Source organism: Pseudoalteromonas sp. 13-15 (assembly GCF_001468205.2).
Taxonomy (GTDB): Bacteria; Pseudomonadota; Gammaproteobacteria; order Enterobacterales; family Alteromonadaceae; genus Pseudoalteromonas; species Pseudoalteromonas marina.
The window spans coordinates 361,825-380,094 of sequence record NZ_CP019163.1; the positions used below are offsets into that span (position 1 = coordinate 361,825).

11 protein-coding genes and 1 pseudogene are annotated in these 18,270 nt (G+C 40.7%); 9 read left to right on the plus strand and 3 right to left on the minus strand.

What is annotated here, in order from left to right:
* Nucleotides 1-32 precede the first annotated feature (32 nt).
* The 3 genes and pseudogenes from ATS72_RS17140 (at nt 33) to arfA (ending at nt 4,108) form a co-directional block, all read left to right on the plus strand.
* Nucleotides 33-944 (plus strand): sensor histidine kinase, encoded by a 912-nt coding sequence (locus tag ATS72_RS17140; protein WP_058429391.1) that lies wholly within the window; start codon nt 33-35, stop codon nt 942-944.
* Nucleotides 945-1,194: 250 nt separating this feature from the next.
* A pseudogene (locus tag ATS72_RS17145) lies at nt 1,195-3,735 on the plus strand (TonB-dependent receptor plug domain-containing protein).
* A 172-nt stretch (nt 3,736-3,907) separates the two neighbouring features.
* Entirely contained in the window at nt 3,908-4,108 is a 201-nt protein-coding gene (gene arfA, locus ATS72_RS17150; protein ID WP_058429392.1) for an alternative ribosome rescue factor ArfA, read from the plus strand.
* A gap of 87 nt (nt 4,109-4,195) precedes the next feature.
* On the opposite strand, the gene ATS72_RS17155 is transcribed toward arfA, so the two are convergent.
* Complete coding sequence (locus ATS72_RS17155) at nt 4,196-4,702, minus strand: cytochrome b (protein WP_201020836.1); 507 nt, start codon at nt 4,700-4,702, stop codon at nt 4,196-4,198.
* Nucleotides 4,703-5,155: 453 nt separating this feature from the next.
* A complete protein-coding gene (locus ATS72_RS17160; protein ID WP_058429393.1) occupies nt 5,156-6,115 on the minus strand; it encodes a helix-turn-helix domain-containing protein in 960 nt (319 codons plus the stop codon).
* Between the two features lie 216 nt (nt 6,116-6,331).
* Here ATS72_RS17160 and ATS72_RS17165 point away from each other — a divergent pair, with 216 nt between their 5' ends.
* Genes ATS72_RS17165 through eat form a run of 3 tightly spaced genes read left to right on the plus strand, consistent with a single transcriptional unit; the run spans nt 6,332 to nt 10,066 of the window.
* Nucleotides 6,332-7,735, plus strand: coding sequence for an ethanolamine ammonia-lyase subunit EutB (locus ATS72_RS17165; RefSeq protein ID WP_058429394.1), 1,404 nt, complete (start codon nt 6,332-6,334; stop codon nt 7,733-7,735).
* The gene (eutC, locus tag ATS72_RS17170) at nt 7,735-8,601 is read left to right on the plus strand and encodes an ethanolamine ammonia-lyase subunit EutC (RefSeq protein WP_058429395.1); all 867 of its coding nucleotides are present in this window, start codon (nt 7,735-7,737) and stop codon (nt 8,599-8,601) included. The genes ATS72_RS17165 and eutC overlap by 1 nt, the downstream gene beginning before the upstream one ends.
* A 52-nt stretch (nt 8,602-8,653) precedes the next feature.
* Entirely contained in the window at nt 8,654-10,066 is a 1,413-nt protein-coding gene (gene eat, locus ATS72_RS17175; RefSeq protein ID WP_058429396.1) for an ethanolamine permease, read from the plus strand.
* A gap of 223 nt (nt 10,067-10,289) precedes the next feature.
* Here eat and ATS72_RS17180 read toward each other — a convergent pair whose 3' ends face one another.
* Complete coding sequence (locus tag ATS72_RS17180; RefSeq protein ID WP_006793525.1) at nt 10,290-11,306, minus strand: LacI family DNA-binding transcriptional regulator; 1,017 nt, start codon at nt 11,304-11,306, stop codon at nt 10,290-10,292.
* A 452-nt stretch (nt 11,307-11,758) separates the two neighbouring features.
* Here ATS72_RS17180 and ATS72_RS17185 point away from each other — a divergent pair, with 452 nt between their 5' ends.
* The 3 genes from ATS72_RS17185 to ATS72_RS17195 all read left to right on the plus strand — a co-directional run bounded on the left by ATS72_RS17185 (nt 11,759) and on the right by ATS72_RS17195 (nt 18,235).
* Nucleotides 11,759-14,422 (plus strand): TonB-dependent receptor, encoded by a 2,664-nt coding sequence (locus tag ATS72_RS17185; protein WP_058429397.1) that lies wholly within the window; start codon nt 11,759-11,761, stop codon nt 14,420-14,422.
* 85 nt (nt 14,423-14,507) lie between these two features.
* Nucleotides 14,508-15,545 (plus strand): cupin-like domain-containing protein, encoded by a 1,038-nt coding sequence (locus ATS72_RS17190; RefSeq protein ID WP_006793527.1) that lies wholly within the window; start codon nt 14,508-14,510, stop codon nt 15,543-15,545.
* Between the two features lie 20 nt (nt 15,546-15,565).
* Nucleotides 15,566-18,235 (plus strand): family 20 glycosylhydrolase, encoded by a 2,670-nt coding sequence (locus ATS72_RS17195; protein ID WP_058429398.1) that lies wholly within the window; start codon nt 15,566-15,568, stop codon nt 18,233-18,235.
* Nucleotides 18,236-18,270: the final 35 nt, after the last annotated feature.

The window sequence follows — 18,270 nt, forward strand, 5'->3', positions numbered from 1 at the left end:
ATATTAGTTATACAAGCTATAGGGATACTGGCATGAATGAAGTAGAGAGTCATTTAGAAAGTGTATGTTTAAACGATGAAAAAAAACTTAAGTCGTTACAAAAGCAACTAAGTGAAAAAGAGTCCGAATTAGCACGGTATAAAAAAATGCTTGTCCAAAGTACTAAAATGGCAACACTGGGTACTTTAAGTGTTGATGCGGCTTCGGAAATAAGCACTCCATTGTCACAAGCAATTAATACGATAGATAACCTTAGCCATAGCAGCCCAATAATCTCCACATTATTAAATATAAGCGAGCAATACTTAAACGGTGAACTCAAAGAAAGCCAGTTTAAACACGAGCTCGACTTACTTAATTTACAGCACCCATTTGCTTGGATTGGCAATGACTTGTCGACCAAAATAAAAGACAGCGCGAGCACCTTAAGGCAGGTTAACTATTGCGTTCAAAATTTACTTAATTTTTCTGAATCTAATGAATGTCATGCAGTGCAGCTCGTGAACGTAGTCGATATTGCTGTAAATATGCTTAAGCTTCTTGAAAGTCAGCTATCGCTGTGTGCTATAAAAACCGATTTTGAAAATGTTCCGCCTATTTATTGTAATTTAGCTTCCATTAATCAGCTTTTTGTTAATTTACTCATTAATGCCCGAGAAGCCTGTGAGCATAATGACACCAAAGGTTGCATTGTTGAAGTGCGTGTTTTTGAACAAAATAGCTTTATTTGTATTGAGATAAAAGATAACGGTTGTGGCATGACAAACCATGTACAAGAACAGATGTTTGACCCCTTTTTCACGACCAAAGAAGTAGGGAAAAATAGTGGGATGGGGCTAACGCTTGTGCACTCAATAGTACAAGAACACGCAGGAAAGATACAAGTTAACAGCATAATAGAGACAGGTACGTCCATTTTATGCTCACTCCCCTTAAAAGAATAGGTTAATAAATAAATACTCATTGTAAATAGCGTGTTAAATATCTATTTTGTAATTTTAATTCCTTATTTGTGTTAATTTCAGCCTGTTTAGTGTGTTTTTTTCTTAAGTTGAATTTTATTTGCATACTTAGGCCTCTAATTTAAAATTTTTCATTTCTTTTTATTTGGTAATGTTGCTAGGATGTTCCCCATTGGCGATGCTAAATCGCTAAATAATCTATAAGAACACACACATAAACAGGGTCGTCACTATGTCAACATATCGTTTAAATACACTTGCAGCGGCAGTTGCATTTGCAGTATGCGCACCAGGCGTTGCTATCGCGCAAGAAGCCCCCGTTCAAGCTGCTAAAAATATTGAACAAATATCTGTATTAGGCTCTCGGGTGTCTAATCGCACCTCAACAGAGTCATCTTCACCAATAGATTTAATAGACTCAGATGATTTAAATAAAGGTGGTTATACTGAGCTTGGCCAAAGCCTACAAGCTACTGCACCGTCATTTAACTTTTCGCGTACGCAGGTGTCAGATGGTTCTGACTTATTTAGACCCGCTACACTTCGTGGTTTACAACCCGATCAAACGCTTGTATTGGTTAATGGCAAGCGCCGTCATAATCAATCTATTTTTGGCCTTAACGGTACTGTGGGGGCTGGTGCTGCGGGCACCGATATGAACGCAATTCCGTTAACTGCGCTTAAAGGCGTTGAAGTACTTCGTGATGGTGCAGCGGCAAAATATGGCTCCGATGCAATAGCAGGTGTAATTAACCTATCACTTAATAATTCAACAGGTGTAACAACTGGCTTTGTTCAGTATGGCGGCACAAGCGAAGGCGATGGCGACACAGTTACCGCAGGTCTAAACCGTGGTTTTGAGTTAGGTAACGAAGGTGGTTTTATTAATTTATCACTTGAATACCGTGATGCTGACGGGACTAACCGTGCAGAACGCGATACGGGGGGGTAGTTAAATGTAGAACCCGGAACGCTTTCAGAAGATGTTCGCTGGGGACAAGGTAACGCTGATAGCGAATTCACATCGCTGTTTTACAATATGGCACTGCCTGTTGGCGATAGCGAACTTTACTCGTTTGGTGGGTTCTCAGAACGAAGCGCGTTAGGTAATGGTTTTTATCGTAACTTTAACGAAGCGTCTAAAAACGTTACTCAAGTATACAGTGATGGTTTTTTACCGCGTATATACAATGAAGCACAAGACTTTTCATTCGCAATAGGGTTTAAAGGGGACATAAACCCTGATTGGACTTACGATGTGTCGGCTGTATATGGTGAAAACCAATACGATTTTACCTCACGTAATACCTTAAATGCGTCTTACGCTGCCGAGTATTTATTTAATAACCCTGATGCAAGCGATGCTGATATTGCAGCTAATGCAGGCCCAACCGGTGGCTATTCCGGTGGATTTAGATTTGATCAAACTACATTTAATGCTGATTTTAACGGCATTGTAGATATTGGTCGCAGTGAACCACTATACGTAACTATTGGCGCAGAATATCGAAAAGAAAATTACGAAATAGTACCAGGTAGCCAAGCGTCGTATGCCTGTGGTTTAGCTAATACTGATACTTCTTATCCGTCAGTCAATGACGAAAATCAATTTGCGCAGTGTGGATTTCAGGCTTACAACGGCCTACGCCCAGCAGCGGCAAATAAAAGTGATCGAAATAGCTATGCGATATTTGTAGATGTAGAAACGATGATCACAGATGCATGGAACGTTAGTGGTGCATTGCGCTTTGAAGACTTTTCAGATGCGGGTGACGATTTAATAGGTAAACTAGCGACACGTTACGAGTTTAATGATGACTTTGCTGTTCGTGGTGCGGTATCAACTGGCTTTAGAGCGCCTTCGCTTCAGCAAAGCGGTTATACAGCTTTTACAACCAACCTAGGGTCGGATGGCTCGTTAACTCAGTCGTTTACTGCTAACACAGGCACGGCATTTCCAAGTGCGTTAGGGGTTGATACTTTAGAGCTTGAGATATCAACTAACTACAGCGCGGGATTTGTTTACGATGTAAGCAGCGAGCTTTCACTTACAGTTGACTTTTACCGTGTGGAAATTAAAGACCGCATAACCTTAGGAAGTTTGTTATCGGCTGACGACGTATCGTTTAGCCCAGATGCGCTTGCTGCGCTTCAAGCTACAGGTGCAGTACAGGCTAATTACTTCTCAAACTCCGTTGATTCTACTACGCAAGGTGTTGATATTATTGCTTCGTATCGTACTGAGATCGACGGGGCTAATTTGGGTGTTACTTTTGCTGGTAATTTGAACGACACTAAAATTGATAACGTAAATGCAGAAGAAGGTATTCCAGAAGCGGTTGCCTTTGATGACTTACAACGTAGCTTTTTTACTGATGGACAGCCAAGTGAGCGTGCCACGCTGACATTTGATTATGCGCGCGACGCATATACTTCTACAGTTCGTTTTAATTACTTTGGCGAAACCGATGTAAAATACTTTGGTAACGACCATATTTCATTACCGGGAGAGCTTTCTCCAACGGGGTCGTTTAAACCAACAAGTACAGTTGAATCAGCAGTATTGGTTGATGTAAACGTAAGTTATGACATTAATGAGATGTTTACGCTTTCGGTTGGTGCCGACAACGTATTTGATGAAACACCTGATGAGCTAGGTGATGACGAAGTACTTAACTTTATTACCAATGGTGCGTTTAAATACCCTGTACGTGCATTGCCTTATGGCTTTGACGGGCGTACATATTATGCAAAAGTAAGCTTTGAATTTTAATTATTTAAGCTAAACCTGTTACTAAGCGCAGTTATTTACTGCGCTTTTTTTATGTTTATTTATTATGAAAAAAGAGCGTTGTGTAATGATAAAAATACTTGCAAGCTTGAAAATTAGGCATACAATCGCCACTTCTTAAGGTTCTTATTGTTATAAATAGTTAGGAAATAAAATGGCTAAAAAATCGAAAAGCAAAGCCGCAAATAATAGTGCGGTAGACACCGGTCGGGGTGTTATTAATCATAATGCGCTGGCGGCGCTAGTAACCTCTAAAGTGTTTAAACCTCAAGTGGTAAGAGCTAAAAAAGGGAAAGGCTCGTTTAAACGCAATAATAAACACGTAGGACGAGAGTCTTATTTAATCGCGGCTTAAATAGCACCGATCAAATAAGACTTTTAACTGCCTACTTTTTGCCAAGCATACGCGTAAGGGTGTTGTCTTTATCAATAATATGGTGCTTTAAAGCGCCCACAATATGTAACCTAACGCGATAAGAAGCGCATTTGCTGTAATACCGTGAACGGTTTTTCCTATCTCTGCTAAGCCTTGGTTAAAAGCGAGACTTTTTTGTGGGTTTTCTGGGTTGGGGTTGTGCGGTATAAGCTCTAGCCCGAACACCTCTGCGCCATGCCCACCAAAGCCCGACATAATCAGCCCCGAAATAGGCATAAGTAACATGCTTATTATAAGAACGTAATGCACAATTTTAGCTAATACTTGCTCATAATTTGGGTGTTTAACATCGTGCTTTGGCCAACCATTTACAATGCGCCATGTTACTCTTAATAACGCAAAAGCAAGCAGCATTACGCCAAATGATTTGTGCCAACTCATTAGAAAAAACGCTTTAAAGTTTTCCATATATAGGCCTGAGCCTAATAAACCAATAATTAAAATAGCTACAATCCAATGCAGGCTTATGGTGGTTTTGCTTAACGTACTTGTTGTATCTTTTGTAAGTTTCATTGTGGTTATTCCTAACTTAAAAAGTGGCCATTAGTTGGGTGTACAATTGAATAATCTACATTATTGCAGCTAGCTTAAACTATAAAGGGTTAAAGTAGGGTTAACGAAACTTATTTTTTAAATTTAAAAGGATAAACCCGCAACGTGAAGTGAAAGTTGTAGGCGCGAAGCCTGCTCGCGCAAGATACTAATTACTTCTCTAAAAGCGAAACGCCTCTGAGCCTCTTTGTGATTTATTGATCTTTAATACAAAAATGCACAAAGAGAAGGGAATGAGGAGTAAATGAGAAGTGAAAGCTGTATGCGCGAAGCTTGCTCGCGCGAGGTGCTATTTACTTCTCTAAAAGCGAAGCGCTTCTAAACCTCTTTGTGAATAATGGGCTTTATTTACGCGCTATCGCTCGTCACACCAGCAAGCTGCGCGTCTACAAGATAATTTACCCGATCATAACTTTAGCGACCTTCCTTTAAAGTATTTGCGATGGTTTGTGATGGGTTCTCACCAAACAACTGAGTGTAATCTTTAGTAAATTGCCCCGCATGCCAAAATCCCCAGTTTGCAGCAATAACAGAAATTGGCTTAGTTTGCCCAACTACTTTAAGTTCACGCCTTACATTATTTAAACGTGTTAAGCGTAAAAATCGCAGCGGGTTAATACCTAAAATACTTTCAAAACTATACTGTAAAGTACGCCGACTTACATGCGTGAGTTCGCATAATTGTGTAATAGTCACTGTGCTTTGTGGATCAACTTTGATATGTGCTTTTACTTTGTCTACTACGGCTTTGCGATGCTTATAACTTGGCGCAATGTTGTGCTGCTGACTTTCAGTTTTTAATAAATTTAGCGCAAGCATGTAAAGCATTTCTTGTTGTAAATTGGCGTTTAAGCCATGGGCATCATGATTAACCATGCTGTTAATAATACTGCGCGCTCTGTTAAGAGTTGGGCTATTTACTGTGAGTCGCTCTGCGCCAAATGCATTCATGTTTTGTAAATTAATACCTTGCAGTTGCGCCATGCATTCAATTGATTGCCAGTTAATCACTACCCCATAAATATTAAATTTTTCAGGTGTTATTAATTCAAAATCGCTGTGACTACTGCGGCACATAAATTGGTTACTTAGAACATCTAAGCCATTAATTTTACTTTCGCACGATGTTTTAGGGATCCCCAACCAAATAGAGTCTTCGGCAATAACACATTGCTGGCGAAGCGCACGCTCTGTGTACTCTTCAAATACGTGAATATTAGAATGAGCAACGCCTTCAATACAACCAAAAAAGCCACCCTCACTGACTTGATCATACTTTTGTTGCCAATTGATGAGGTTACTTGCTTGCTCATCAATGTCGTGAGTATCCACTTTGCTCTTTTGTGGTGCGTTTGATAAATGCTGATGCGCCATTTTGGGTTTGCTCTTTATTTTTATATTGCTTATTGAGAAACTTTAACCGTTTATAAACTCTTTTAAGTTACTGAATTATTGTGAAAAAACCGATTTGCCAAAATTCGATAGTGCTTTGGTACGAATTAAGCTTTTAGTATTTAAATTAAACATAATTGTAAATAGTGCTGCAGCAAAACCTGTACCAAGGTTTGAAAGAGTTAAATGAGGTAAAAAATGGGGCAAACGTATCGTTACACGCTTGGTACACAAACTTATAAATTTAGAGATTTAGCCCAGTTAATGGCTAAAGCTACGCCGCCGCGGTCGGGCGATAGGTTGGCAGGAGTTATTGCGCAGTCGGCGCAGGAACGAGCCGTAGCACAAATGACATTAGCAGAGGTGCCACTTAAAACATTTTTAAATGATGCGTTAATTCCTTACGAAGATGACGAAATAACACGCCTAATTATGGATGAGCACGATGCGAATGCATTTTTGACCATTTCACATTTAACGGTTGGAGATTTTCGTAATTGGCTATTGAGTGATTTTGCAACCCCAGCGGTACTGGCAAGCGTCAGGTCTGCTATAACTCCCGAAATGGCGGCAGCTGTTAGCAAAATTATGCGTAATCAAGATTTAATTTTAGTTGCTAAAAAGTGCCATGTAACCAGTGCATTTAGAAATACAATTGGTTTGCCAGGACATTTATCTACCCGCTTACAGCCTAATCATCCAACCGATGATATTAACGGGATTGCGGCTAGTATGCTGGATGGCCTGCTTTACGGAAATGGTGACGCGGTAATAGGTATAAACCCTGCCACCGACAATGTTGCTCAAGCCATTAAGCTAATGACGCTTATGGACGATGTAATCCAAAAATATGAAATTCCAACGCAAAGCTGCGTGCTTACCCATGTGACTAATACGATTGAGTGTATAGAAGCTGGCGCACCGGTTGATTTGGTTTTTCAGTCAATAGGCGGCACAGAGGCTACAAATTCAAGTTTTGGTTTTAATTTAAATACGTTAGCAGAGGCGCAAGACGCTGCGCTTAGCTTAAAACGAGGCACGGTTGGTAATAATGTAATGTATTTTGAAACCGGACAAGGCAGCTCGCTTTCGGCCAATGCGCACCATGGGCTTGATCAACAAACTTGTGAGGCGCGTGCTTATGCTGTGGCGCGAAAATTTAACCCTTTATTAGTTAATACGGTTGTGGGCTTTATTGGCCCAGAATATTTATTTGACGGTAAGGAAATTACCCGCGCAGGGCTTGAAGATCATTTTTGCGGTAAGTTACTCGGTATCCCTATGGGGTGCGACGTGTGTTACACCAATCATGCTGAAGCCGACCAAAACGACATGGACAATTTACTTACACTACTAGGTGTAGCGGGATGTTCATTTGTTATGGGTATTCCAGGCTCGGACGACATTATGCTTAACTACCAAACTACCTCGTTTCATGATGCGCTTTATGTGCGCAGAGTTTTAGGGTCAAAACCAGCCCCAGAATTTGAGGCATGGTTAAGCAAAATGAAAATAATGCAAAATACTCAGGACATCATTTTAGCCAATACAATCCCAGAAGCGTTTGCCAAGCCGCTGAATGCAATAGCAGGGGGGAGCTAATGGCAAGTAATCCTAAAACCCTCAATGCAAACACTGATCATAAAAGTAATGGCAAGGTGGTACATAATCCGTGGAGCGATTTACGCCGCTTTACCGATGCCCGTATAGGCCTTGGTAGAGCGGGTATTAGTCTACCGACCTCAGAAATGCTGGCGTTTCAGTTATCTCATGCGCAAGCCCGGGATGCTGTTGGCTTTGCGCTTAATATTAACGAAATGTCATGCAGACTGAGCGATTTAAATCCAGCAGCACCTGTTTTGCATCTACGCAGTCAAGCGGTGGATCGTACTACTTACTTACAGCGTCCCGACTTAGGGCGTAAGTTAAACCAATCAAGTCGCACAGCATTAGCTAATTTTATGACAGAACAAAAGCAACACACTGAGTCTAAATATGATTTAGCTATTGTTGTGGCTGATGGGCTTTCTTCTTTGGCTGTTCAACAAAATACACAACCATTTATTAGCGAACTACTAGAACAGCTAGGCGAAAGTCAGCAATTAAAACTAGCGCCAATAACGTTAGTAGAACAAGGGCGTGTAGCCATTGGCGATGATATTGGTGAGTTGTTAAATGCGCAAATAGTCATGGTACTTATAGGTGAGCGACCAGGGCTGAGTTCCCCAGATAGTTTGGGGCTTTATTTAACATGGGCGCCAAAAGCAGGGTTGAGCGATGCATGCAGAAATTGTATTTCAAATATTCGACCCGCTGGGTTGTCTTTTGAAGAAGCCGCCCGCCGTACTGTGTATTTATTACGCGAAGCAAAAAAGCTCAAATTAACAGGCGTTAACCTAAAAGATCGAACACAAGACGATGTAATTGAACATCAGCAACCTAATACCAACTTTTTAATTGCCAAATAATAAGCAATTAAAAAATCAAAACAATAAAAATCAAGTATCAACGGAGAGAACAATGTCGAACAATAACTCAGAATACCTTGCCAAAAGGCAATTAAAAAGTGGCACTGCAGGTTGGTTACTGCTAGCCGGTTTGGGGGTGTCGTATGTCATATCGGGCGATTTTGCTGGTTGGAATTTTGGCATAGCTGAAGCTGGTTGGGGTGGGTTTGCCATTGCCGCAGTATTAATGGCTATTATGTATTTAACATTGGTACTTTCGCTTGCTGAGATGTCGGCTGCTATTCCAGCAGCTGGTGGTGGATATAGCTTTGCCCGCCAAGCAATGGGTCCCGCTGGTGGCTATTTAACAGGACTTGCCGTATTGATTGAATACGCGCTTGCGCCGGCTGCTATTGTTATATTTATTGGCTCTGCGGTAGAAGCATTAACTGGGTTTAATGGTCCATGGGTTTATGCGCTGTTTTACTTGGCATTTGTGGGCATTCACTTAGCGGGTGTAGGTGAGGCACTAAAAGTTATGATGGTGATAAGTGGCTTAGCGGTGCTGGCAATTATTGCCACTGCGATTGCGCTTGTTGCTAACTTTGACCCCTCAAATTTATTTGATGTAGCCGTAACCGATGCAGCAGGCGCAAGCGAGTTTTTACCGCTTGGCTGGTATGGCGTGTGGGCTGCATTGCCATTTGCAATGTGGTTATTTTTAGCGGTTGAAGGTGTCCCACTTGCAGCAGAAGAAGCAAAAAATCCCGCTAAAGATGTGCCAAAAGGCATTATTGGAGCAATGGTATTTTTACTTTTCACTGCGTTATTGGTGGTTGTTTTAGTACCTGGTGCCGCAGGTGCAAATGCAATGGGTGCCAGTGCAGTACCACTGGTAGATGCGCTTAATGCAACAGGCAATAGCAGCTTAGCTACGACGGTTAATATTTTAGGTTTAGCGGGCTTGGTGGCGTCTTTTTTCTCTATTATTTATGGTTACAGCCGTTTAGTGTTTGCCCTTTCTCGTGCGGGTTATTTACCACAATCTCTATCAATTACTACAGAGCGCAAAGTACCAGCGCGTGCGTTAATAGTACCTGCTATTTTTGGTTTTATTGCCTCACTAAGTGGTGAAGGTGACTTGATGCTAGCCATGGCAGTTGTTGGTGCTACGGTTTCTTACGCATTAATGGCATTAAGCCATATTATGCTGCGTATAAAGCAACCTGAATTAGTCCGCCCTTATAAAACGCCAGGCGGTGTTGTTACCTCGGGTATTGCACTTGTATTATCACTTGTTGCACTTACCGGTGTATATGCCTTTGACCCTCGCGCGTTTTTATACACCATAATTTTATTTGCATTCGGAGCGGCGTATTATTTTGGATACAGCTCTAAGCGCTTAGTCGCTAAAACCGCAGATGAAGAGTTTGCCATGTTAGCTGATGCAGAATCTGATTTAGCAATGGCGGTAAACGAGGGGTAATAAACGTTTAGGAATACCAATCTTCAATAATACTTAATCATTTTGCGGAGCTAAACCTGTCGTTACCTTCGTTAAAAAATTCTCATTTAGAATAACTAAATAACGATTTTTTTGCTTTGCGATCAACACGTTATTCTACCCTCAAAGTAGAACAGTTAATCAAGCGAATTGGTATAAAGCGATAAAGCAGGCTAAAAAAGTGTTTTAGCCTGCTTTTTTTTAATTAGTCAATATGGGCAGTTGAGTCTCTAACTACAAGTTCAGGGGTATATTGCTTGATAATGTCGCGGTCGTTGCCATTACGAATTTGCGCAATTAATAAATTAGCAGCATCTTGCGCTATTTGATTGTTAGGCTGGTGAGCGGTAGTAAGCTTAGGCCATGTTTGGCGCGAAAATGGGCTATCTTCAAAGCCTGTAATTGATAATTGACTCGGTATGTCAATTTCCATTAAGCGCGCTGCAAATAGCGCACCTGCGGCGATTTCATCGTTACAAGACACAATAGCGGTTGGCCTGTTGGTTTGATTTATTAATGCTTTTGCCCCTTCAACACCTGACTCAAACGAGTACTCTCCGGCAATGATCAACTGCGAGTCTATTTCAATGTTATGCTGCGTTAAAGCTGCTTTGTAGCCCTCTAATCGTTCTTTAGTTGAGTTATGCTCTGAGCCACCTGCTAAAAAACCAATACGACTGTGGCCATTATTAATTAAATGTTCAGTAATAGATTTTGAAGCGTAGTTATCGTCAATCATAATACACGGGGTTAACGTATCTGGTGCGCTGTGGCCCGATAGTATGCGCACAACTTTAATATTTAACTGCGTGAGTTTTTCTACAAAATTGGGCATTTCTGAAAAGGGCGGTGTGAGTAAAATACCAGCAATTCGCGTGCGTTTTACCATGTCGGTAATTTCATCTATTATTCGTGTCTCTTTCGCATCGCATGGGTGAATGAGTAATTCAAAACCTTGTTTTTTACAGGCATCTAAAATACCTCTTTGCATGTCTATGATGTAATAGGCATTAGGATTATCGTAAATATAGGCAATACTGTAAGCCTTTGTTCCTGCAAGGCTTCTTGCTGCTAAGTTTGGATGGTAGTTTAGCTTTTCAACCGACGCCATGACTTTTTCACGCGTATTGTCACGCACAGACGCTTCGTTGTTTATTACTCGTGATACCGTTTTTATCGATACCCCTGCATCTTTTGCCACGTCGTTTATTGTTGCTTTCATAAGCTTAATAGACCTTTAATATTATTTTTTTTGGCACTAATTTATTAGTTAATATCGACAGTTAAAATAGCGGTAACTGCGTATTGGATATTATTTTTAATGAACAAATTATAAAGACATCCGTTGAGATTGATAGTTAATTTATTGAATGGGCATCGCAGATCATGAAAATTCTGAAATTTTTTATAAAAAAAATGACTAATTTATTATTTATTAAATACAACACATTATATAATTTGTATGATTTATTATGTAAATATTTTGTATCTTTTTTGCGCTCGTATGTAGCTATGAAAATAAAAACGGTGTAAAGTCGCTCCGTAATGACAACGCTGTCATGTTGTTTAACACAAAATATCATGACACCGTAGCGCGTTGTTTATTTGTAAAAAATACTGACACTCAGACACTAGAACACTAAAAAAAAATGAAACACCAATAAGGGGAAACCAATGTCAAATTCACTGTTTAAAAAGGGAATGCTAGCTAGTTCAATTGCACTTATTTTATCTGGTAGCTTATCTGCTGCGGCCATTGCACAAGATGCGCAATTAGCACAAGAAGAAATGGAAGTTATTGAGGTTAAAGGGATCCGCAGTTCACTAAAAGAAAACCTTAATGCAAAACGCTTTTCTTCAAATGTGTCAGACGTGATTACGTCTGAAGACATTGGCAAGTTCCCTGACAAAAACGTTGCTGAAACACTGTCTCGTATTACTGGTGTTGCAGTTAGCCGTGAATTTGGTGAAGGTGAAAAAATCAGTATTCGTGGTGCTGGCCCTAAATACAACCGAACATTGTTAAATGGTCAAACAGTGGGTACTGCTGATTGGTTTATTTTAGATGAAGCAAACCGAAGCTTTAACTACACCATGCTACCGTCAGTTATTGTAAAAGGGCTTGAGGTGAATAAATCACCTGTTGCAAGTATTGATGAGGGCTCTATAGGGGGCACTATTGTACTTAAAACACGCCGCCCATTGGATATGGATGCAAACTCAGTCAGTTTGTCACTAGAAGGGCAGTATTCAGAAACATCTGGCGAAACAGACCCACAATTAGCGGGAATGTATTCGTGGAAAAATGACGATGAAACATTGGGTGTTATGGTATCGGCTGTTAAGCAAGAACGTAATTTAGAGCGTCAGGGTTTTGAAGTGCTAGGTTGGGTTGAAAGCGACGATGATGAGTATCTTGTGCCTCGTAACATTGGCGCACCTAAATTTATTCAAAGCCGGGAGCGCGAAACCTTATTTGCAACCCTCCAATACGCACCTAACGATAACTTATTAATGACGTTAAATTATCTAGATTCGCGAATGGATGTAGATAACCAAAATTCTAACTTAATTAATTTTGCGTTTGGCGACCGCGCTGAAATTATTACTAATGCGACTAAAGTTAAAAATGGCGCTATTTTAGCATCAAGCGCAGGCGGTAATTATGCTTACAACTACATCAACCGCGTATCAAGTACTGAAACAGATCAAGTTCATCTTGATATTGACTACCAAGGCGACGGTTACAGCCTTAATTTCGAGCTAGGTAAAACCGCAGCGAGTGGGGGTACTTACCGTGAAACGTCTTGGGAATATGTTGCAGTTGGCTCAGGCTATGATTACGACTTGACGGGTACACCCAATGTAAATGTGGGTGTTAACGCCGCCGATGGTAATAACTTTGCAGCTGGATGGATTTGGGGCGGTGCTAAACCGACTACCGATGAAGAAACCTTTGCTCAAGCAGATTTAACATACGATGTTGAATTTGGCCCATTCACAGCAATAAAAACAGGTATTAAATATCGCCAAGCAGAGCGTACTCAAGGGCGTCATGCTTATAGTTGGCATGCACCATTTGCCGATGGTGGTGCAAATTCAGACAATTATCTTGATCACATTTTTGACACTTGCCCAACGCTTGCAACGTGTGACTTAGATGCCAATGGCGCTACAAGTATTGATGCTGCTGTGACTGGTAATATTACTGAGCAAGTTTCACATAACCGTGAACTAATGGAAGAAATTGCCTTTAACGGTTTAAACGGAATATCTGCCAGTTATGCGATTCACGATAATTTAGCCGAAATTTGGGAAGTAGAAGAAGATATTTTAGCGCTGTATGTACAAGGTGATTTTTCTGGAGAGGGTTTCAGAGGTAATGTAGGTATGCGTTATGTAAGCACCGAGCAGACCTCTTATGGTTATGAGTTTTCAGGTGATTCGTGGGGCTTAAATACAATTAATGGTGATTGGCTAACGCCAAGCGTTTTAAACTGGGTAAGCCAAGATAATGACTACGCTGAGTTTTTACCAAGCTTTAACATTGCTTTTGATCTAACTGAAGAGCAAATACTCCGTATCGGTGCTGCACGTGTTATGGCTCGTCAAAATTGGGCCGATATTTCGTCGTCAGAAACCTTTGGCTCATTAACCGGTGGTCGAGGCACAGGTAGTCGTGGTAATCCAAACTTAGCACCCACTATTTCAAATCAGTTTGATTTGTCATGGGAATGGTATTACAACGAGGCATCAATGCTATCGGTTGCTTACTTCGCTAAAGACTTAAGTTCTTTACGCTCTACCGTTACCGTAACAGAAGATCGTTATGATCAAGAAAACGAAGTATTTGTTCCTGTTGATTTTGCACAGCCGGGTAATGGACTAGGTGGCACAATTCAAGGTATTGAGTTGGGATTACAACACGATTTTGGTGGTTTTGGTGTATCAGCGAACTATACATACACAGATGCAAGCGCTGATGAGCAGCGAGATACAAATCAGGTTGGAAGTGGCTTAGTCGAAGGGACATCGAAAAATATGCTTAACTTAATGGCATATTACGAAAATGACGCTTACCAAGCGCGCATTATGTATAACTACCGAAGCGACTGGTATAAAGGTCTTCACTTTAATGGTGATGAGCTTTTCAATGACGCCTTTGGCCAGTGGGATGCAAGCGCCTCTTATAATGTAAATGAATGCGTTACGCTTACTTTAGAAGCGGTTAACTTAACAGATGAAGAAATTGTTGAGTACAACACGAATGAAGAACGCATTATGTCTATTTACTCTAATGGACGCCGTTATGTGGCAGGTATTCGTGTTAACTTTTAAGTTAATATGAATAAGCATTTCAAAAGCCGAGTTTAGCTCGGCTTTTGGTTATTAATCACCTTGATACAAATTATGGTCTTTAATTATGCGTGCTTTAAAACAGGTAGCAACTTGGCATAATGTAACTCCAGCTATGTTTAAAAACGACATAGCACCACTAGCCGAGCCCGCCATTTTAAAAGGGTTAGTAAGTGATTGGCCGTTAGTAAAGCAAGTAACTAGCTGCACAGGCGAAAACCCTCATGCTTGGCTTAACATGTTAAGCGATCACTATGTGGGTGGCAGTGTTCGAATGGCTGAAATACCGCAAAGCGAATCACCTCAGTTTTTTTATAACAAAGCGCGTGATGGATTTAACTTTACCCGCAAAGTTGCACCTTTTATGCAATTTATGCAGGTGTTGTTACAAAATGCAGAGTTAATAAAGGCGGGTAATAACCCTGGTGCTGTTGCTATTCAAAGTGCCCCTGTTGTTGATTATTTTAATGACCTTGCAACAACTCACACTATGGCGTTATTTGCAGATAAACCAAAGCCGCGATTTTGGCTGGGTAATCAGTCAACGGTGGTGGCTCATTATGATGATGCAGAAAATATTGCCTGCGTAATTGCTGGTGAGCGCAAGATTACTTTGTTTGCGCCGCATCAAATCACAAATTTATATGTAGGCTCTATTGAGCATACGCCAGCGGGTGCGCCAGTTTCAATGGTGGATTTAAATAATCCCGATTTTGAAAAATTCCCCAAGTTTAAGCAAGCACTCAATGAGGCACTTGTCGCTCAGCTACAACCGGGAGATGCATTATATATTCCTACCTTGTGGTGGCATCATGTAGAGGCATTAAGCCCTATAAATATGATGATGAATTATTGGTCGGGCGGGTCTATTGCAAAGAATAGCGAACCCGTGCCAATGGATGCATTATTGTTATCAATTATGACCATTAGAGACTTACCCACAGCACAAAAAAAAGCGTGGCAGGCTTTTTTTAACTACCATATTTTTGACTTTGAAAAGCCGCAAAATCAACATATTCCTGAACAGCTTAAAGGAATTTTAAATCCGCTTACAAGTCAACAACGAGCGCAAGTTAAGCAGTGGCTTATCAAACAGCTCAGTTAATAGATTAAAGGATACAGGCAATGACACTCAATTCATTACTGATAGCAGGCTGTATAGCATTGAGCTTAACAGCGTGTCAGGACACAATAACACACAAACAAAATGTTGAGCTGGTTAAAGCGAGTAATACCGCAATAGAGTCACTCGCTAACATGTTACAAATACAGTATGAACAAGTCGATAATAGACCGTCAGAATACTGCGATAAAACCATTGAAAACGGTAATTGCTTTGAAGCAAAGCTACACATTAAGGCAAGTGGTGCCGTTAATGTGGATGGTTGGAAAATTTACTTTAGTCAAATCACGCCTATTCAACAGGCTCTCAGTGATGAATTTACTATTACTCATGTTAATGGGGACCTTCATGTAATTGAATTAAAAGAGGCGTTTAAGGGGTTTAAAGCAGGCGAAACCAAAACTATTACGTTTTATGCTAATTTTTGGTCGTTATCGCACAGTGATGCAATCCCAAATTATATTTTGGTTAACCACAATGAGTACGCCAAGGTAATTACGAGCACTAAGCCCACTGTTGACCCTGAGACAGGTTTAGAGTTATTACCTCATGTTGTACCTTATAGTGATTACGAGCGACAATTTAAGCGTACTAAAAACGATGAGACACAATGGCTGACAGCAGAACGGTTGTTTGAGCGAAACACAAAGTATGATTTTTCACCTTATTTAAAAGATGAAAATAAACAAGTAGCACAGCACATTATTCCTACCCCAACTCAGGCTACATTTAGTCAAACACAACAGCTAGATATTAGCCAAGGCTTAAGCTTTAACCTTAATGGTGTAAGTGAAAAAGGGGTAACTGCGGCCATTGAGCGACTTAAATTATTGGGTATAACGACGAGTGCATCTGGTATCGCGGTAAATCTTAATTTATCACCCACAAAAGATGGCTCACAAGGTAGTTATAGATTAGCGATTAACGCCAATGAAATAAATATAAGCGCCACTGATGACTCAGGTGTGTTTTATGCCTTGCAGAGCTTGGCGAGTTTATACCAAGTAAACAATACAACATTGCCAATAGGTCAGGTAAATGATGCTCCTCATTATGAATTTAGAGGCGTGTTGGTGGACGTTGCCCGTAACTTTCGAGACAAAGCATTTATATTAAAGTTACTTGATCAAATGGCTGCCTATAAGCTTAACACACTACACTTACATTTAGCCGATGACGAAGGTTGGCGTTTAGAAATCCCTTCTCTTGAAGAGCTTACCGATGTTGCTTCAAAACGCTGTTTTGATCTCTCAGAGCAGCAGTGTTTAATGCCACAACTTGGCGCTGGCATAGATACTTCTAGCCAGGTTAATGGTTTTTATTCTGTGGATGATTATCAAGAAATCCTTAAATTTGCGAGTGCGCGACATATTCAAGTTATTCCCTCATTAGATATGCCAGGTCATTCGCGAGCGGCTATTAAGGCTATGCAGGCTCGTTATAATAAGTACATAAAACAGGGTGATAAACAAAAAGCTGAACAGTTTTTACTTTATGATCCGCTCGATACCACCGTATATTCTTCGGTACAGCATTACAACGATAACACCATTAATGTATGTTTAGATTCATCATATGCGTTTATACGCGAGGTTATGGAGCAAGTTAAAATAATTCATAATGAAGCGCAGCACCCGCTAACGCGTTATCACATAGGTGCAGATGAAACGGCGGGTGCATGGGTGTCGTCTCCAGCGTGTACTGAGTTTATTAAACAAAATAATTTGCCGTTTACCAAAGCTGAACAATTAGGTAGCTACTTTATAGAGCGTGTGTCAAACATGTTAGCTGACATGAATATTGAAACAGCTGCATGGAGTGATGGCCTATCGCATACTAACCCAAATAATATGCCTGACATTGTGCAAGGTAATAGTTGGGATTTGCTGATGTGGAATGGCCACCAGCGCGCGCACCAATTTGCTAATCGTAATTGGCAGGTAGTGGTGTCATCACCAGATGTTTTATATTTTGATTTTCCCTATGAAGCCGATCCTCAAGAGCACGGTTATTACTGGGCTTCAAGGCATATTAATACAGAAAAAGTGTTTCAATTCATGCCTGATAATTTACCTGCGCACGCCGAATTTTGGCTAGACAGAGAAGATAGACCTTACACCGCAGACGACACGATTATAAAAAATGATGCAGGTGAGGTTGAGTTTGCACCGCTTGCAAAGGGTAAACAATTTATTGGTATTCAAGGTCAGCTATGGAGCGAAAATACCCGTACCAATAATATGGCTGAGTATAAGCTTTTTCCTCGTTTATTATCTTTAGCACAACGCGCATGGCACAAAGCGCAATGGGCTGTGCCTTACGATCATAATGGCTTTGTTTATAGTCGAAATACGCAGCGTTTTACGCCTTCACTGAAGCAGCAGCGAGACCAACAATGGTTAACATTTGCCGCCAGTTTAGGGCTTAAAGAGTTTAATAAGTTAGAGAGGGCAAATGTACACTTTCGGATTGCTAACGCAGGAGCCAAAATTGAAAACGGCATGTTGTACGCTAACGTTGCTTACCCCGGTTTGCTAATAGAATATATGCAAGCTGGAGGACAATGGCAGACGTATAATGCGCCGGTAAAAGTAACTCAAGATGTGTGGGTGCGTTCCAAATTACCTATATCAGGTCGTGTTAGTCGTACATTAAAAGTAACACAGCCGTAGCATGCACACCCCTTAAATTATAAGGGGTGTAGAAA

Excerpts from the sequence above, each read along its gene's own strand:
- ATS72_RS17140 (WP_058429391.1), top strand. The coding sequence starts at position 33 with ATGAATGAAGTAGAGAGTCATTTAGAAAGTGTATGTTTAAACGATGAA.
- arfA (WP_058429392.1), top strand. The coding sequence starts at position 3,908 with ATGGCTAAAAAATCGAAAAGCAAAGCCGCAAATAATAGTGCGGTAGAC.
- ATS72_RS17155 (WP_201020836.1), bottom strand. The coding sequence starts at position 4,702 with ATGAAACTTACAAAAGATACAACAAGTACGTTAAGCAAAACCACCATA.
- ATS72_RS17160 (WP_058429393.1), bottom strand. The coding sequence starts at position 6,115 with ATGGCGCATCAGCATTTATCAAACGCACCACAAAAGAGCAAAGTGGAT.
- ATS72_RS17165 (WP_058429394.1), top strand. The coding sequence starts at position 6,332 with ATGGGGCAAACGTATCGTTACACGCTTGGTACACAAACTTATAAATTT.
- eutC (WP_058429395.1), top strand. The coding sequence starts at position 7,735 with ATGGCAAGTAATCCTAAAACCCTCAATGCAAACACTGATCATAAAAGT.
- eat (WP_058429396.1), top strand. The coding sequence starts at position 8,654 with ATGTCGAACAATAACTCAGAATACCTTGCCAAAAGGCAATTAAAAAGT.
- ATS72_RS17180 (WP_006793525.1), bottom strand. The coding sequence starts at position 11,306 with ATGAAAGCAACAATAAACGACGTGGCAAAAGATGCAGGGGTATCGATA.
- ATS72_RS17185 (WP_058429397.1), top strand. The coding sequence starts at position 11,759 with ATGTCAAATTCACTGTTTAAAAAGGGAATGCTAGCTAGTTCAATTGCA.
- ATS72_RS17190 (WP_006793527.1), top strand. The coding sequence starts at position 14,508 with ATGCGTGCTTTAAAACAGGTAGCAACTTGGCATAATGTAACTCCAGCT.
- ATS72_RS17195 (WP_058429398.1), top strand. The coding sequence starts at position 15,566 with ATGACACTCAATTCATTACTGATAGCAGGCTGTATAGCATTGAGCTTA.